The 16,598-nt window shown below is 68.5% G+C and carries 11 protein-coding genes; 3 read left to right on the top strand and 8 right to left on the bottom strand.

Translation table 11 applies throughout. The features are described from left to right. Window positions 1-2: 2 nt before the first annotated feature. The 5 genes from V2S04_RS00485 to argG all read right to left on the bottom strand — a co-directional run bounded on the left by V2S04_RS00485 (window position 3) and on the right by argG (window position 10,004). Complete coding sequence (locus tag V2S04_RS00485; RefSeq protein WP_413636571.1) at window positions 3-2,663, bottom strand: penicillin acylase family protein; 2,661 nt, start codon at window positions 2,661-2,663, stop codon at window positions 3-5. Between the two features lie 105 nt (window positions 2,664-2,768). Beyond that, window positions 2,769-4,952 carry a YhgE/Pip family protein gene (locus tag V2S04_RS00480; protein ID WP_413636569.1) on the bottom strand — a complete coding sequence of 728 codons (2,184 nt, stop codon included), beginning with the start codon at window positions 4,950-4,952 and terminating at the stop codon, window positions 2,769-2,771. Continuing rightward, complete coding sequence (locus tag V2S04_RS00475) at window positions 4,949-7,837, bottom strand: YhgE/Pip family protein (protein WP_413636568.1); 2,889 nt, start codon at window positions 7,835-7,837, stop codon at window positions 4,949-4,951. The genes V2S04_RS00480 and V2S04_RS00475 overlap by 4 nt, the downstream gene beginning before the upstream one ends. Then, a complete protein-coding gene (locus V2S04_RS00470; RefSeq protein WP_413636567.1) occupies window positions 7,834-8,445 on the bottom strand; it encodes a TetR/AcrR family transcriptional regulator in 612 nt (203 codons plus the stop codon). Before V2S04_RS00470 ends, V2S04_RS00475 begins: the two co-directional genes overlap by 4 nt. 128 nt (window positions 8,446-8,573) lie before the next feature. Next, window positions 8,574-10,004, bottom strand: coding sequence for an argininosuccinate synthase (argG, locus tag V2S04_RS00465; RefSeq protein WP_413636565.1), 1,431 nt, complete (start codon window positions 10,002-10,004; stop codon window positions 8,574-8,576). 172 nt (window positions 10,005-10,176) lie between these two features. Between argG and V2S04_RS00460 the strand changes: the two genes are divergently transcribed. After that, a complete protein-coding gene (locus V2S04_RS00460) occupies window positions 10,177-10,884 on the top strand; it encodes a hypothetical protein (RefSeq protein WP_340088181.1) in 708 nt (235 codons plus the stop codon). Window positions 10,885-10,918: 34 nt separating this feature from the next. Here V2S04_RS00460 and V2S04_RS00455 read toward each other — a convergent pair whose 3' ends face one another. Genes V2S04_RS00455 through V2S04_RS00445 form a run of 3 tightly spaced genes read right to left on the bottom strand, consistent with a single transcriptional unit; the run spans window position 10,919 to window position 14,005 of the window. After that, a complete protein-coding gene (locus V2S04_RS00455) occupies window positions 10,919-11,887 on the bottom strand; it encodes an acetylxylan esterase (protein WP_413636563.1) in 969 nt (322 codons plus the stop codon). A 53-nt stretch (window positions 11,888-11,940) separates the two neighbouring features. Further along, window positions 11,941-12,996: a LacI family DNA-binding transcriptional regulator gene (locus V2S04_RS00450; protein WP_413636562.1), complete on the bottom strand. Its 1,056-nt coding sequence runs from the start codon at window positions 12,994-12,996 to the stop codon at window positions 11,941-11,943. Next, entirely contained in the window at window positions 12,983-14,005 is a 1,023-nt protein-coding gene (locus tag V2S04_RS00445; protein ID WP_413636561.1) for a LacI family DNA-binding transcriptional regulator, read from the bottom strand. Before V2S04_RS00445 ends, V2S04_RS00450 begins: the two co-directional genes overlap by 14 nt. Before the next feature lie 280 nt (window positions 14,006-14,285). Between V2S04_RS00445 and V2S04_RS00440 the strand changes: the two genes are divergently transcribed. Then, window positions 14,286-15,602 carry an ABC transporter substrate-binding protein gene (locus V2S04_RS00440; RefSeq protein ID WP_413636559.1) on the top strand — a complete coding sequence of 439 codons (1,317 nt, stop codon included), beginning with the start codon at window positions 14,286-14,288 and terminating at the stop codon, window positions 15,600-15,602. Between the two features lie 25 nt (window positions 15,603-15,627). Next, on the top strand, window positions 15,628-16,590 hold the full coding sequence (locus tag V2S04_RS00435; protein ID WP_413636557.1) for a carbohydrate ABC transporter permease: 963 nt from the start codon (window positions 15,628-15,630) through the stop codon (window positions 16,588-16,590). Window positions 16,591-16,598: the final 8 nt, after the last annotated feature.

Below are 16,598 nucleotides of genomic sequence, written 5' to 3'. Positions count from 1 at the left end.
CGCTACCCGGCGGGTGTCAGCACCAGCTTCTCGACGGTCGCCCTCTGCACCGCCTTCGTCGAGAACGCCCACGGCTTCTGGATGCCCTGGGCCCAGTCGCTCGTCTGGTCGGTGTAGTGCGCGGCGAAGGCGTGGCCGCTGGCTCCGGTGAGGTGGTTCCACGTCGAGGCGTCGAAGTCGTCGAGGTCGATGAGCATCCGCATCGACGGCACGGTGACGGTCGCATACGACTCGCCGAGCCGCCAGCCGGTGGCGTTCACGACCGAGGCACCGCCGCCGACGGGGTACGGGCCGCGGTTGAAGAGCATCTCGATCGGGGCGATGCCCGACGTGCCGAGGGTGGCGTGGGTCAGCGACAGCGCGTGCAGGTCGCCCCAGCGCCATGCCGTGACGTCCTCGCCCTGCAGCCCGGCCAGCTCGTCGTACGCCTGATCGGCCGAGAGCGCCAGCATCGAGCGCATGTCGTCGACATCGATCCGGTCGTTCACCCAGAGCGGATCGGTCTCGTCGTCGAGCATCGCGCCGACGACCGTGAACAGTCGGCCCTGATCGCCCACCGGCATCGGCACCTCCCGCTCGAGGAAGATGTTGTGCACGAGGTTCGACCACAGCACGTTCGCGTACGCCGCGGCCGCCGAGTCGGGCTTGTTCTGCGCGTCCCACGTGCGCAGCAGCTCGACGGCGGCCTTGGGGCCGGTGCGCTTGACGGGCACCTCGCTCATCACGGTGGCGAGCTGCTTGCCGATCCACATCTCCTCGTCCATCTGGATGTCGCGCATGTCCTGAGCGGTGAGCGGACCCGCCGCCGACCTGCGCTCGATCAGATGGGCGATCCGCGCGGCGCGGTAGCCGTAGTCCCAGTCCTTCGACAGAAAGTACTCGTAATCGTCGCCGACGATCGCGTTGTTGGCGGTGACGATGTAGCCCTCGGGCGGGTTGAACGAGACCGGCAGATCGTCGAACGGGATGAAGCCCTTCCAGTCGTACGTGCTGTCCCAGCCGGGCTGGGGCAGGGTGCCGTCGCCGGCGCCGCGGATCGGCAGGCGCCCCGGCGCCTGGTATCCGATGTTGCCCTCGAGGTCGGCGTAGATGAGGTTCTGCGCCGGGACGTCGAAGAGGGATGCCGCGAGGCGGAAGTCATCGAAGTCCTGCGCGACGTTCATGGCGAACAGCGCGCTCGACGTGGTGCCGGCGTCGAGGGCGGTCCAGCGCAGACTCACGGCGGTGTCGCCGGCCGGGATCTCGGGGGCGCCCTCGAGCACGAGCGGCTCGTCGCCGACGCTGACCACCGGGTCATCCGCGATGGCGGTGAAGTCGTCGGTGAGGCCGGAGATGATCGGGCCGTGCGCGGTGCGGCGGATGGTCAGCGGGACGTCCTCGCCGCCGGCGACCTTGATGACGTCCTTCTCGACCTCGAGCGGCTGCTTCTTCCCGTCGCGCCAGTACGAGTCGCCTTCGATCTTCTCGACATAGAGGTCGGCGACGTCGGTGGTGAGGTTGGTGAAACCCCAGGCGATCTTCGCGTTGTGCCCGATCACCACACCGGGCATGCCCGAGAACGAGAACCCGCCGACGTCGAACGGGCAGGCCTCGCTCACCTCGCGGCACTTCAGCTGCACCTGGTACCAGACCGACGGCAGCGCGGCGCCGAGGTGCGGATCGTTGGCGAGCAGCGGCATCCCGCTCTCGGTGAGATCGCCCGAGACGACCCACGAGTTCGACCCGATGCCCTCGCCGGCGCCGCCGAGCAGCATGCTCGCCGCCTCGATGACGTTCTCGGCCTCCTGCCACTGCACGGTGCGCAGCGCGTCGGTGACGCCGGCCGTTCCGCCGGTGAAGGCGGCAGGGGCCGCGTCGGTCGCGACGGGCTCGACCGGCGTGATCTCGGGGACGATGATCGGGTTCTGATCGAACGGGTAGTCGGGGTAGACCCGCTCGATCATCGCGCGGATCGACTCGGCCGTGTCGGCGGCATCCGCCCCGTCCGGCACCGCTGCGCTGAGCCGCGCGGCGAGCAGCGCGCGGTCGGTCTCGTCCTCGATGTTGGTGCGCAGGTCCCAGGCCATCGCCTTCAGCCAGGCGACCGAGTCGGCCGGCTCCCAGGGCTCGGGCTCGTAGCCGGGGTTCTGCATGCCGAGCACGGCGTACTCGAGGGAGAGCTCGGCGCCGGAGCGCGACGACAGGTAGGCGTTCACGCCGTCGGCGTACGACTGGTAGTAGCCGAGCGTCTTCTCGTCGAGCGCCTCGACCTCCTGCTCGGCGACGGTGCGCCAGCCGAGTGTGCGCAGGAACTTGTCGGTGCCGACCTGCGAGGCGCCGAACATCTCCGACACGCGACCGGAGGTCACGTGCCGGCGGAAGTCCATCTCGAAGAACCGATCCTGCGCGTGCACGTAACCCTGCGCGAAGAGCAGATCCTCGGCGCTCGAGGCGGTGATGGTGGGGATGCCCCGGTCGTCGCGCTGCACGATGACGGACTTCTGAAGGCCTTCCACCGACAGCTCGCCCGAGGTCTGCGGGAAGGAGCGCTGGATCGTCCAGGTGACGAAGAACGCAGCCGCGACGGCGACGACGACGAGCCCGGCGATCACGAGGAATGCGATCCTGCCGATGCGGGATGCGAGGGGTCGGCGGGGTGCAGGAGAGGGGATATCGGTCGTCATCGGCGGAAAGTCCTCGAGGGGTAGGTGGGACTGCGTGTCATGGAGTCCGGGTGCGCGTCTCGGGCAAGCGCGCGCCCTGGCATCCTACCCACTCGCCGGGCGAGATCACATGAGCTTCGTCGACTTCAGCGCCGCCAGCATCTTCTGGTTGCTGTGGATGAAGGGTCGCCGCAGCACCAGGCCGAGAAGCAGGGCGGGGATCGCGAACGACGCCAGCCAGCCCAGCGAGACCCAGTAGTCGTTCTGGTACACGCCGGCGATGGCGGAGCGCATCGCGTTCACGGCGTGCGTCGCGGGCAGGAACGGGCTGATGTTCTGGAACCACTGCGGCAGCACCTGCAGCGGATACGCGCCGCCCGAACTCGAGATCTGGATCACCAGCAGCAGCACCGCGAGCGCCTTGCCGGCGTTCCCGAAGGTCACCACCAGCGTGTAGATGATCAGGGTGAACACCAGACCCGCCACCCATCCGGCGAGGATGAGCAGGAACGGATGCTGTGGCTGCACCTGCGTGAAGAACACGCTGCCGAGGCACACGAGCGTGCTCTGCAGGAAGGCGACGAGCGCGAAGATGCCGAACCGTCCGAGATAGGTCTCGGTGGGGGAGAGGTCGGGAAGGCCGGTTGATCCGTCCCGGGGCGGATCGACGCGGATCGCGACCGAGGTGAGCAGCGCGCCGACCCAGAGGGCGAGCACGGTGTAGAGCGGGGTCATGGCGGCGCCGAAGCTCACGACCGAGTACACCGGCACGCGGGTCAGCTCGACCGGCTCGGCGAGGTGCATCGCGAGCGCGCGCGGGTCTGCGCCGATCACGTCGGTCAGCTCACTGAGATCGCCCGTGTCGATCGCGGTGGTCAGCGCGGCGCTGAGCTGCGCGAAGCGGTCGGCCGTGTCGGTGAGCGAATCCGAGATGCCGGTGGTCAGCTTCTGGGCATCCGCCAGGCCCGAACCGGTCGACGACGAGCCGGTGAGCGAGTTCGCGGCCGATGTCAGGTCGCCTGAGATCGAGTCGATTCCGCCGCCGATGCTCGAGAGCGTCGAGGCGAGTGCGTCGAGCTTGGGCTGCAGGCCGTCGGTGTACGAGCGCCGCGCATCGTCGACGGCGGCCTTCGCCTGAGCGGTGAGCTTCTTGATCTCGTCGCGGGTCGCCTGGCTCGACTCGCTCGAATCCGTCACCTGGGAGGCGGCCTCGTCCAGGCGATCCTGCAGCGCCTGCTGACGGGCGATGGCGGCGTCGATGCGCGAGACCGAGGCGTCGAAGGCGTCGAGCAGGCTCTCGGGCAGCTGCGGACGCACATCGTTCACGAGTCCGTCGCGCAGTTCCTGCTGCTGGTCGATCTGCACCTGCACCCGGTCGGCGAGGGAGCCGATGGTGCCGGCGGCGCTCGCCGACTGCGAGTCCATCGCGGCGTAGACCTCGTCGATGCTGTCTGACACGCCCTGGTAGCCGGCGGAGGTCTGCGCCAGGGCGTCGCCGAGCGCAGAGGCCGACGACGAGAGCACCTTCTTGAGTGACGCGGCGGCGTCCTTCCCGCCGCCGAGCGCCCCTCCTGCGTCGCGCAGAGCGTCGCCGGATCCGGTGATGAGACCCGAGGCGCTGTCGACCAGCGGCCTGCTCGATGCGATCAGCGAGCCGAACATGTCTGCGGTCGACGCCCCGGCGCGCAGCTGAGCCGCGACCGAGTCGGCACGCGCCTGCAGCTTCGACAGCGCGGCCTGGGTGTCGGCGTCTTCGAGGTAGTCGGAGAGAGAGGTGAGGATGTTCATGCCCGCCTCGCCGAGAGTCTCGGTGAACACCTCGTTGATGCTCGTCGACACCTCACTCGCGCCCTGGTCGGTGACCTTCGGCGCGAGGGCGTTCTTCTTCTCGTTGAGGTAGTAGTCGATGCGCGTTCGGTCGGCGCCACTCGTGTAGAAGGTCATCATGTCGGCGCTGAAGGTCGGCGGAAGCACGATCGCCGCGTAGTACTCGCCCGAGCGGGTGCCGTCGACAGCGTCCTCTTCGGTGGTGATGACCCAGTTCAGATCGTCGTTGGCGCGCAGCGCCGAGACGACCTGCTCGCCGACGTTGAGCCGGATCGGCACGAGATCGCTCTGATATCCGTCGTCCGTGTTCGCGACGGCCACGGTCAGGTTGCGGGTGTTGTCGAACGGGTTCCAGCTGGCGATGACGTTGAACCAGGTGAACAGCGACGGGATGACGACGAGCCCGAACAGCACGATGACGACCATGACGCTGCTGGTCGCGCGGCGGATGTCGTGGCGCATGACGGCGATGACGTGGCTCACTCGTCGCCCTCCTTCTCGTGCGGCGTGTCGGTGGTCGGCCCGGGTTCCGGTTCGGGTTCCGGATGCCCGGGAGCGGCGTCCACCGCCTCGGAGGCGGCGTCCTCCGCAGCCGGGGCCTCGGCTTCCCGCGTCTCCTCCTCGGGCGCGAACAGCTCGTCGAAGGCGACGGTGTCGTCGTCCGTATCGGTGTCGTCGTCCGTATCGGTGTCGTCGTCCGTATCGGTGTCGTCGTCCGGATCGGTGGCGGAGACACCGGCTGCCGCGGCCGACGCGGAGGTCGCGGCCCCCACCGGCGCGGTCCCATCCCCATCGGTGAGCACCTCGCCCTTCGCAGAGTCATCGATCGACAGGGCACGGCGCAGCTCGGCATCCGGCATCGCGCCGATCTCGGCGGCCTGCTCGATGCTCTGCCTGATGTACTCCAGCGTGACGACGAAGCCGATGAGCAGCAGGCACCAGAGGGCGGCGAGGCCCAGCACGACCGCCTTGGCATCCGGGATCAGCCAGCCGCAGAGTGCGAGCACCACGAGACCGGCGGCGCCGACGAGCAGCGTCAGGCGCAGCCGCGTGGGATAGTGCTCGCCGAAGCGCTGCGCCCGCCCGGCGACGTCAGCGCGGAAGCCGTCGCCGTCCGTGAGGGCGCGGATGATCTCCGGGGTGCGGCGGCGACCTGTGACCTGCACCTCCTCGCTGACCATGAGCTGGCTCTCGGCGAGACGACGGTTGAAGAGCAGGGCGAAGTTGCTCAGGCGGCCGCGCAGGAAGAGCCCGAGGATCCAGGCCAGGGCGACGAAGATCGACAGCGCGCCCATGAAGCGCCACCAGTGCAGGCCGTAGAAGCCGCTGATCGTCTCGCGCATCGCGTCGATGCCGTACGTGAACGGAAGGAACGGGTACAGCCCGCGGAAGAAGTCGGGCATCATCTCGATCGGATACAGACCCGAGGCGCCGGGGATCTGGAAGATCACCAGCAGGATGCACAGGCCCTTGCCGACGATTCCGAAGCACACCGACAGTGCGTAGATGATGCTGAGGTACGCCAGCCCGATGAGTATGCCCGTACCGACATATGCGAGCGCATTCGCCGTCTGCACGCCGATCACGAGGTTGCCGATGGTGACCAGCGCGGCCTGGAAGATCACGATCGTCGCGAACAGGAGCCAGCGGCCGATGTACGCCTGTCGCACGGTGATGCCCTCGACGCCCTCGGTGTCGACCTCGACGCGCATGATCACCATGAGCACGAACGCGCCGATCCAGAGCGAGAGGTTGGTGAAGAGCGCGGCCATCGCCGAGCCGTAGGCGGCCGTCGGGAACATCACGTTCGTGTCCACCTCGACGGGCGAGGCCATGAACCGGGCGATCGCATCGGGTTCGAGCCCGGTGATGGTGCTGAGCTTGTTCCAGATCTCGGCCGAGCCGAGGGCGAGCACGTCGGTGCGCACGGTGCCGAGCCCACCCTCCGCCGCGGCGAGGTCGCCGTCGAGAGCGGTGAGCGCGTCGGAGGTGCCGGCGAGCTGGGCCCTGAGGTCGTCGAGCAGGCTCTGCGCCTGCTCGACCTGGGTGCGCTGCGCGCCGAGCGCCGACGAGAAGGCGTCAGCGCTCGACGAGAGCTGCGACATCGCGCGGTTCAGCTGCGGCACGCTGTGTGTGAGCGCGTCGCGGATGGCCGTCGCCGAGGTGGCTGCCTGACCGACCGCGCCGTTCACGCTGTCTGCCGCCTTGGTGACAGAGGTGATGGTGCTCGAGACGTCGGTGTTGAGCTGCTCGAGCTGGCTCAGCACCTGCTGGTCGGCGGCGTTGCGCTCTCTCAGCGCGTCGATCGCAGCGCTCAGGCGCTCTGCGGCGGGCGAGCCGGGCTCTGTGCCGTCGAGCACGGCCTGCAGCTCGTCGAGAGCCGTGGCGTTGGACTCGATCACGGCGGTCAGGTCGTCGACGGTCGTGCCGACGGCCACGTTCGCCTGCTGCAGGCCCGCGGCGAGGGTGGCGATCGAGCCGTTCATCTTCGCGGCGGCCTCGGCGATCAGCGTCGAGCCCGAGACGTAGGCCGAGGTCACGCTGTCGGTCACGGTGAGCAGCTCCTGCTGCGCCTCGGCGGCGATCTTCTGCGCCTGGCCGACGGCGGCCTGCACCTCGCCGAGCGTGCGGTCGACCTTGCCGAGGGTTGCGGAGGCCCGGTCTATGCCGCTCGCGGCATCCTCCAGACCCGTCTGCAGCTCAGCGAGCCGATCACGTGCCGACGAGACCTTGCCGGTCGCGTCGTCGAGCGCGCTGACCGTCGAGTCGCGGGCGTCGCTGAGGCGGTCTTCCGCACTCAGCCCGGCATCCTTCAGCTGCGCGCTGATCGCCTCGGCGACCGTCGACACGAAAGTGCTGTTGATCTGGTTGTCGAGGGTCGAGGCGCCGACATCGGTGATCTTCGGCGCGATCGCGTTGGCCTTCTCGTTGACGAAGTACTTCAGCTCCGGGCGGGTGAACTCGCCGGTGGTGATGCTGAGGAAGTCGCGGCTGAAGTCGGGCGGGATGATGATCGCGGCGTAACTGCGGCCGCTGCGCACGGCATCCATCGCGTCGTCCTCGTCGACGAACTGCCAGCCGAGCTTGTCGTTCTGCTTCAGCTGATCGACGAGCTCGCCGCCGACGTCGATGTGACCCGTGAGGTCGGACGAAGCGCCGGCGTCCTGGTTGACGATGGCGACGCTCACCTGCTGCGTGTTCGAGTACGGGTCCCAGAAGGCGACGATGTTGAACCACGCGTACAGCGACGGGGTGACGATGACGCCGATGATGATGATCCACGCCTTGCTGACGCGGGCCAGCCGGCCGAGGTCGCGGCGGTAGACGCGCCAGGCGTTCGGCTTGGCGTCGATGGTCGGGTCGCTCACGCGGGTGTCTCCGTGATGTCGGGGTGGGCGGTGAGCAGGTCATCGGCCTCGCGCCACGACAGGCCAGCGATGCTGAGCACGGTACGAACGGCGAGGTTAGCGGCCCCGCTGCTCGACGCATCGGTGCGTGCGACGACGGTGCGCGCGACCTCTTCGATGAGGCGGGAGAGTGTGGGCGCCGCCATATCGGTGCGGAAGCTGCCGTCGTCCTGGCCTCGCTGCACGAGCTGCGCGACGGCCCGGCGCAGGGGCGCGAGCGCGTCGGCGGTGTGCTCGACGTGCGCCTCGTCGAGGGCGAGCGCTGCGGCGAACTGCACGTGCGCCGCCTCCTGCCACAGCCGCGCGGCGAGGCGTGCGAGCGCGGTGCGTGCGTCGGCGTCGCTGATCGACTCGGCGATCGCGTTGAAGCGCTGTGCCCCCGTCACGATCAGCTCGCGGATCAGCGCGTCGCGGTCGTCGAAGTGACCGTAGAGCGTGCGGCGGCTGAGGCCGGCGCTGCGCGCGATGACGTCGACGCTGGCATGCGGGTCATTCGCGAGCGTGCTGCGCGCGGCGTCGAGGATGCCGGCACGATTCGCGAGCGCGTCGGAGCGAGGTGAGCGGGGCATGGTTCAAGGATACGTATGTTGCACAGTGGTGTGCAACATACTTCGGTGAATTCTCAGCGTCGCGGATGCAGAACGGGGGCCGACACGCAAAAGGCGCGGATGCCGTAGCATCCGCGCCTTTCGGGGGATCAGTCTGTGCCGGAGTCGAAGGCTGCGCCCTCGGATGCCAGGTCGACCGCTTCGGCGAGCTGCTCGTCGTCGGTCTCGGATGCCGAGATCTCGGCGGCCTGGCCGGCCGTGACCTTGCCGACGAGCTCGCCGGTCGCTCCGCCGACAAGGCCCAGGCCCGCATACTGCTCGAGGCGCGAGCGCGAGTCGGCGATGTCGAGGTTGCGCATGGTGAGCTGGCCGATGCGGTCGACCGGGCCGAAGGCCGCATCTCCGACGCGCTCCATCGAGAGCTTCTCGGGACCGTACGAGAGGTTCGGCGACTCGGTGTCGAGGATGGTCCAGTCGTCGCCGCGGCGCAGCCGCAGCGTGACGGTGCCCGAGATCGTCAGGCCGACCCAGCGCTGGATCGACTCGCGCAGCATGAGCGACTGCGGCTCGAGCCAGCGACCCTCGTACATCAGCCGGCCGAGACGGCGACCCTGCTCGTGATACGTCGCGAGGGTGTCTTCGTTCAGGATGCCGTTGACCAGGCGCTCGTGTGCGATGAACAGCAGCGCCATGCCGGGGGCCTCGTAGATGCCGCGCGACTTCGCCTCGATGATGCGGTTCTCGATCTGGTCGCTCATGCCGAGGCCGTGGCGACCGCCGATGGTGTTGGCCTCCATGACGAGCGCGACGGGGTCGCTGTACTCGGTGCCGTTGATGGCGACGGGGCGGCCGCCCTCGAACGTGATCGTCACGTCTTCGGTGGCGATCTCGACCGAGGGGTCCCAGAACTTCACGCCCATGATCGGGTCGACCGTCTCGAGCGAGACGTTCAGGTGCTCGAGGGTCTTCGCCTCGTGCGTGGCGCCCCAGATGTTGGCATCCGTCGAGTACGCCTTCTCGGCCGAGTCGCGGTACGGGAAGCCGCGCTCGACGAGCCACTCGCTCATCTCCTGGCGGCCGCCGAGCTCGGTGACGAAGTCGGCGTCGAGCCACGGCTTGTAGATGCGCAGGCGCGGGTTGGCCAGCAGACCGTAGCGGTAGAACCGCTCGATGTCGTTGCCCTTATAGGTCGAGCCGTCGCCCCAGATGTCGACGCCGTCGTCGCGCATCGCGCGCACGAGCAGGGTGCCGGTGACCGCGCGGCCGAGCGGGGTGGTGTTGAAGTACGTCCTGCCGCCGGAGCGGATGTGGAATGCGCCGCACTGCAGAGCGACGAAGCCCTCTTCGACGAGCGCCGTCTTGGCATCCACCAGGCGCGACGCCTCGGCGCCGTACTCCAGCGCACGGCCGGGGATCGACGCGATGTCGCTCTCGTCGTACTGGCCCAGGTCGCCGGTGTAGGTGAAGGGCACGGCGCCCTTCTCGCGCATCCACGCGACGGCGACGGAGGTGTCGAGACCACCGGAGAAAGCGATGCCGACCTTTTCGCCGACAGGGAGGGACTGGAGCACCTTGGACATGGATTCAAGTGTATCGGCGCGCGGCGTGTCGCCCCGCCGGATGGCGCGACGCATGCCGTGCAGGAGTTCTCTCGAAACGCAGGAGCTCTGTGCTCGGATTCTCCTGCGTTTCAGGAGAACTCCGGCGTTTCGTGCGGCGGGGAAAATCCGATCACGCGAGTAGCGTGGGGCCATGGGTCAGGCAGTGCTGTGGGGTGCGGTGGCGGCATCGCCGCTGCTGGTCGGCGCGCTGCTCGCGCTCGTGCGCAGGTGGCCCGAACGGCTGCTCGGCATCATCCTCGGCTTCGGAGCGGGTGCGCTGATGGCGTCCATCGCCTTCGAGCTGTGGGAGCAGGGCGTCGAGCTCGCCGGGCACGGCCCGCTCATCGCCGGAGTCGCCGCGGGTGCGCTCTGCTACTACATCGCCGCACGCATCCTCGATGCGCGGCAGGCGAAGCGGAAGGCGGATGCCGGTGGCGGCTCGCTCGCGATCGGGGCCCTGCTCGACGGCGTCCCGGAACAGCTCGTGCTCGGCATCGGACTCGCCTCGGGTGAGGGCGTGGGCGTCGCCCTGATCGTCGCCATCATCGTCTCGAACCTGCCGGAGTCGATCGGCTCGGCGTCCGACCTGCTCGAGGGCGGGATGCGCCGGAGCCGCGTGGTGCTGCTCTGGGCGGGCGTCGCCGTGCTCTGCGCGCTCGCGACCGTGGGCGGGTTCGCCCTGGCATCCGTCGTCGACGACAGCTTCCGCGCCGGAGCGAACGGCTTCGCCGCGGGAGCCCTGCTCGTCATGCTGGTGGACTCGATGGTGCCCGAGGCGCAGAAGAAGGCGACGGAGTCGACGGGTCTCGCGACCGTCATCGGGTTCGCATTCGCCGCCTGGCTCGCGCTCGCCGCCTGAATCTGGGCCGGCCGCCTCAGCCTGTCGCCCGTGCTCAGCCGAGGCGCTCGGCCAGCCAGGCCGCCTGACGCTGCCACTGCACGCCGAGCCCGCCCTCGTGCTGATTGAACGCGTACTCCACGACTTCGGCGCCGCCACGATGGCGATTCGCGGCGGCGTACACGGTCGACGGCGGGCAGACCGGGTCCATCAGGGCGACCGAGTACAGCGCGGGCGCCTCGGCGCGAGCGGCGAAGTTCACGCCGTCGAAGTACGACAACGTCTCGAACGTCTGCGCCACGGCTTCCCGATGCACTGAGAGATATCGCACGATCTCCTGGTACGGGTCGCTGTCGGTCAGCCCGACCGCGCGCTCGAAGTGGCAGAGGAACGGCACGTCGGGCATCACGCCCACGAGTCCGTCGCTGAGTCCGGCGGCGGCGATCGCGATGCCGCCGCCCTGGCTGCCGCCGGTGACCGCGATGCGGTCGGCGTCCACCTCGGGCAGCGTGCGCACCGCGTCGAGCAGCAGAGCGGCGTCGGTGAACACGCGGCGGTAGTAGTACTGCTCGGGGTCGTCGATGCCGCGGGTCATGAACCCGGGCGCCGAGGCGCCGGTGCCGTGCGGGTCGGGGGTCGAGCCGCCGGTGCCCCACCCGCTGCCCTGCCCGCGCGTGTCCATGAAGACCCACGCGTAGCCGGATGCCACCCAGCCGAGCCTCTCGTGCGGGAGGCCGCGCCCGCCGCCGTAGCCGTTGTACTCGACGACCGTCGGCAGCGGGCCGGTCGCCCCCGCGGGAACCACGTACCAGCCGCGAACACGATCGCCGCCGTAGCCGCTGAAGCTGAGGTCGTACACGTCGACGAGGCTGAGCGGCGTCTCGATGCGGGTGCGCTCAGCCGGCTGCGCGAGGGCGCGGGCCTCTGCGAGAGTGCGCTGCCAGAACGCGTCGAAGTCGGCGGGCTCGGCGACGGTCGGCCGGTAGGCGTGCAGTTCGGCGGGGGAGAGGTCGAAGCGGGGCATGGTGACTTCCGTGTCGGGGATGCGGGTTTCAGCAGGATGCCAGAGGCGGGCGATCAGGGTGAGGCGGGCGCAGGGCCCGTCGACTCGCGCACCTCGAGCCGGGGCGTCGAGTCGAGGTGCGCGGCAGGGGCTGCGCCGTCGAGCACACCGAACAGGCGGCGGGCGACATGCGCCCCGAAGGCGACGACGTCGTGGCTGAGGGCAGTGAGCTTGGGCACCGTGTGACGGCAGATGAGCGAGTCGTCCCACGCGATCACCGACACGTCTTCCGGCACGCGGATGCCGGCGCGGGCGAACACGCCCAGCGCGGCGATCGCCATGATGTCATTGTCGTAGATGAACGCTGTCGGCCTGCGCTCTGAGCGGATCGCCTCTTCGGTGACGCGGGCGCCCTCGTCGGCGGTGTAGTCGGTGCGCAGCAGCACGCCCTCGCAGCCGAGCTCGGCGGTCTCGTCGCGGAAAGCCGCGTCGCGGATCTGCGTGTGCACGAGACCGGCGAGTCCGGCCACACGCGCGATGCGCCGGTGACCGAGTGCGGCGAGTGCGCGCACCGCCTCGCGCTGGGCTTCGGCGTCGTCGGTCCACACGGTCGTGAGTCCCGGTGCGGAGCTCGGATCGCCGACTGCCAGAGAGGGGAACTCGCTGTGCTCGGTGAAGTACGCCACGCGGGGGTCGTCGACTCTGATGTCCATGAGCAGCAGCGCGTCGACCCGGCGCGTGGTGCGCCAGCGACGCAGGGTCTTCAGCTCGCTGGCGGTGTCGGGGGCCATCTGCAGCAGCAGAGCGTGATTGCGCGGCGCGAGCTCTCGCTCCATGCCGGCGAGGAATTGCATGTAGAACGACTCGACGCCGAGGTTGTCGGGGTCGCGGGCGAGCACGAGCCCGAAGCTGTTGGACTTCTTCACTGCGAGCGCCTTCGCGGCCGTTCCCGGCATCCACCCCAGTTCGTCTGCAACGAGCAGGATGCGTGCGCGGGTGCTCTCGGACACGCCCCTGCGTCCGTTGAGCGCGAACGAGACCGCACCCGGCGAGACGCCGGCACGCTCGGCGATCTCGGCGATCGTGACCGATGACCTGGGTGCGGGGCTCTCGTTCTTATCGCGTGGCATCGGCGGGTGGCCTCTCTCCTGTGCCGCGTTCGACGAGCCAGGTGGGCAGCTCGATCTGCCGGGTGAAACCGGTGGGCTCGGCCACTCTCTCGAGTGTCAGTCGCGCCGCCTGGCGCCCGAGCTCCTGCGGGTCGTACGAGACGACGCTGACGCCCAGCACGTCGGCGGTGTCGAAGTCGTCGAAGCCGATCAGCGCAGGCTCCGGCCGGTCGGGGCGCGCGCGGAAGGCACGCAGTGCGCCGATCGTCATGCGGTTGTTGCCGGTGATCAGGGCGGTGGGCGGCTCGGCGGCGTCGAGGGCGGCGGTAACGGTCTGCTCGGCGGGAACGTCGCGGTCGTCGACCAGATACTCGAGGGATGCCGTCTCGTCGACCCCATGCTCTGCCATGGCGGCACGATAGCCACGCAGGCGCTCGACCTGCGTGTACACGTCTGCCGGGTTGCAGAGGTACGCGATGCGGCGGTGGCCCAGCTGCAGCAGCCGCGAGGCCGCCTCGTAGGCGCCCCGCTGGTTCTCGAGCACGATCGAGTCGGCGACGAGGTTGCGGGCGGGCCTGTCGATCGCGATCACGGGGGTGCCGAGCTGGCGCTCGCCCTCGAGATAGGCCTGGTCGTCTGACACGGGGATGATCAGCAGAGCGCCGATGCGCTGGGCGAGCAGTGCGTCGACCACGCGCTCTTCGCCGTCGACAGTGTCGTCGGTCGTGGCGACGAGCAGGGCGTATCCGTGACGGCTGAGCTCTTCTTCGAGACCGGCTGCGACCTTGTAGTAGAAGGGGTTCGCGAGATCGCCCATGACGAAGCCGATGGTTCGCGATGCGCCGCCCCTGCGCAGGTTGCGTGCGAGGGTGTTCGGCCGGAAGCGCAGGCGTCGGGCTGCCGCGAGCACCCGCTCGGCCGTCTCTGCCGAGACCATGTCTCGGTGCGTGTAGACGCGCGACACCGTCTTGGAGCTCACCCCGGCCAGGCGCGCGACATCATCGAGCGTCGCCCTCGGCTGCACTGACATCCCGGCTCCTTCGCGGTGTGTGACCTGGTCGAGCCTAGCAGGCGGCGGAACCGCGTGTCTGTCGAAAGACATTCAGTAGACATTAGTTGAGTTTGTTCGTCGCGATCCCCGTAGAAACCCTTGAAAAATCGACGATCTGAGCACTCAATCGATTCAGCCAGCGATCTAGACAGCCAAGACATTTAGTTGCAAAGGCAGCGCGTTCGTGCATACTCTGACACCGCAGCCACCCGAGGGGGAGGCGCCCCAGTTCAAGGGTGAACCGACAAGGAGTGCACACATGGCAAAGAAGGCAGCGGCTGTCGTCGCAGTGCTCGCCGCCGCGGCCGTGGTACTGAGCGGATGCTCGTCCACGGGCGCGAACGACCCCGGCAACTCGATCGACGGCGAGGTGAAGGGCAGCATCAAGGTGCTCACCAATCGCACCGACCTCGTCTCAGACGGCACGTTCGACGCCTACGCCAAGGCGTTCGCCAAGAAGCACCCGGGCGTGAAGGTCGAGTTCGAGGGAGTCAACGACTACGAGAACTCGATCAAGACCCGCCTCAACGGCAACAAGTACGGCGACGTGCTCGCCATCCCTTCGGCCGTGAAGCCCGGCCAGTTCGCGCAGTTCTTCGAGCCACTCGGCAAGACCGCGGACTTCGCCGAGAAGTACCGCTACACCGCGAAGCACAGCTACGACGGCACCCAGTACGCAATCGCCTCGGGCGGCAACGCGAACGGCGTGCTCTACAACAAGAAGGTCTTCGAAGAAGCAGGCATCGCGGAGCTGCCCACCTCCGCCGACGAGTGGCTTGATGCGCTGGAGAAGATCAAGGACAACACCGACGCCATCCCGCTCTACACGAACTACAAGGACGGCTGGCCGCTGTCACAGGGTATGGGCAGCCTCGGCGCCATCACGAACGACCCCGACGCCGCGATCCACATGGCCGAGGACAAGGCGCCGTGGACCGAGGGCACCGACATCTACGCCATCGACTCGCTGCTGTTCGACTCCGTCGAGGCCGGCCTGACCGAGCCCGACCCGCTCACAACCGACTGGGAGAGCTCGAAGACCGAGTTCGGCAGCGGCAAGATCGGCACGATGGTGCTCGGCTCGTGGGCGATCTCTCAGATGCAGGCCGCAGCCGAGAAGGCGGGCGCATCGCCCGATGACATCGGCTACATGGCATGGCCGGCGAACGTCGACGGCAAGCAGTACGCCACCAACGACGGCGACTACGGCTACGCCATCAGCAAGCACTCCAAGAACAAGGCCGCCGCACTGGCGTGGATCGAGTTCTTCACGGAGGAGTCGGGCTACACCGACGACCAGGGCATGGTCTCGACCCTGAAGTCGGCCGACCTGCCGGCCAACCTCAGCGGTCTCGAAGAGGCGGGCGTCACCCTCATCGAGCCGGCCGCGGCACCCGAGGGCAAAGAGAGCCTGCTCAGCGACACCTCGAACGACGCGCAGATCGACCTGTACGGCCAGGTGTACCGCCAGAAGCTCGTCGACATCGCCCGCGGCGCCGCCGACGGCGACAAGGACAGCTACTTCGACGAGCTGAACAAGCGCTGGGCTGCGGCCGTCGAGAAGAACAAGAACTGATCGAGCGCAGCAGGAAGCACTGACGATGGCCCTCACGACACCCGATACCGCCGTGGCGGATCAGACGGCCCTCGTCGTCACGGAAGGGCGCCGCCCCCAGCGGCGGCGCCCGGCCGGACGACGGCGGATGCTGACCACCCTCACCCCGTGGCTGTTCCTGGCGGCCGCCGTCGGGCTGCTTCTGCTGCTGACCTACTGGCCGGCGCTGAACCTGCTGTACTTCAGCGTCACCGACTGGGACGGCGTCGACCTCGAGAAGAACTTCATCGGCGTCGAGAACTTCGTCGCGGTGTTCACCCGGCCCGAGATCTTCCAGGTCTTCTTCGTCAGCCTCTACTACTTCGCCGCGACGTTCGTGCAGATGGGCCTGGCCCTGTACTTCGCTGCGATCCTCAGCTTCAGCACCCGCTTCTCGAACCTGTTCCGCGGCGTGCTGTTCTTCCCGTACCTGATCAACGGCGTCGCGATCGCGTTCATGTTCCAGTACGTGTTCGCACCCGACGGCTCGCTCGACATCGTGCTCAGCTGGTTCGGCGTGACCGACCCGCCGCACTGGCTCGGTGACCCTGATGTGGCCAACTGGTCGCTCGCGAGCACCTCCGTGTGGCGCTACACCGGCCTCAACTTCGTGCTGTTCCTCGGCGCGATCCAGTCGATCCCCAGCGAGCTCTTCGAAGCCGCCGACATCGACGGCGCATCGAAGTGGCAGCAGTTCTGGGCGATCATCTTCCCCGGCATCCGCCGGGTCGTCGCGCTCAGCTTGATCCTCGCGATCTCCGGCTCGCTGTCGGCCTTCGAGACGCCGTTCATCATGACCGGCGGCGCGAACGGCACGGCCACCTTCGTTATCAAGACGGTTCAGGAGGCCTTCGTGTTCAGCCACGTGGGCCTCGCCTCCGCGATGGCCGTGGTGCTGCTGGTGATCGTGCTGCTGGTCACCTGGATCCAGCGCAAGCTCTTCCCCGACGAGAAGGTGGACCTGTCATGACCACGGTG

The organism is Microbacterium sp. OR21 (genome assembly GCF_047306785.1).
Lineage (GTDB): Bacteria > Actinomycetota > Actinomycetes > Actinomycetales > Microbacteriaceae > Microbacterium > Microbacterium esteraromaticum_E.
This window is presented reverse-complemented; position numbering and strand designations above follow the sequence as displayed.